This window comes from Streptomyces actuosus (assembly GCF_016921115.1).
GTDB classification, from domain to species: Bacteria; Actinomycetota; Actinomycetes; order Streptomycetales; family Streptomycetaceae; genus Streptomyces; species Streptomyces actuosus_A.
The window spans coordinates 1-460 of record NZ_JAFFZS010000196.1 but is presented as its reverse complement, the minus strand read 5'-3'; the positions used below and the strand labels follow the sequence as shown (position 1 = coordinate 460).

Genomic DNA, 460 nt, shown 5'->3' with positions numbered 1-460 from the left:
CCTGTGAATGGGAAATACAAGTATGTGTTGCTCATAACAGACAATGCAACCAGAATGAGATGGGTATTCCCTCTGATCAATAGGGATAATCCTGTACACATGATAATGGGCCATATTAACTGGCTCCAGAACCTTGGATTCACACCTGTGTATATTCAAGGAGATAATGAGTTCTTCAGAACACCTGGCATATGGCAAAAGAAGGGGATCAAACCTGAGCTGACTGTCCCTCATTCCCCATAGCAGAATGGTGTAGATGAGCAAGGAATTTGGGTGATCCTAGAATGCAGTCAGGCAGCTCTATATGCATCAGGACTGCCATGATGATTTTGGCTAGAAGCCTTGATGGATACAGTCAATAAGACTAACCATCTACCCATGTCCATGCCTTTATTCAATGACCCTAAACTGGACGGCAACATGCTAGACCAAAGCATTAAGAAATCAGCCTATTATATTC

1 protein-coding gene is annotated in these 460 nt (G+C 42.8%); it reads left to right on the top strand.

All coding sequences use genetic code 11. From position 1 onward, the window contains the following. Positions 1-243: hypothetical protein (locus tag JS756_RS39080; RefSeq protein WP_205387481.1), on the top strand; the 243-nt coding region annotated here is incomplete at its 5' end. Positions 244-460: the final 217 nt, after the last annotated feature.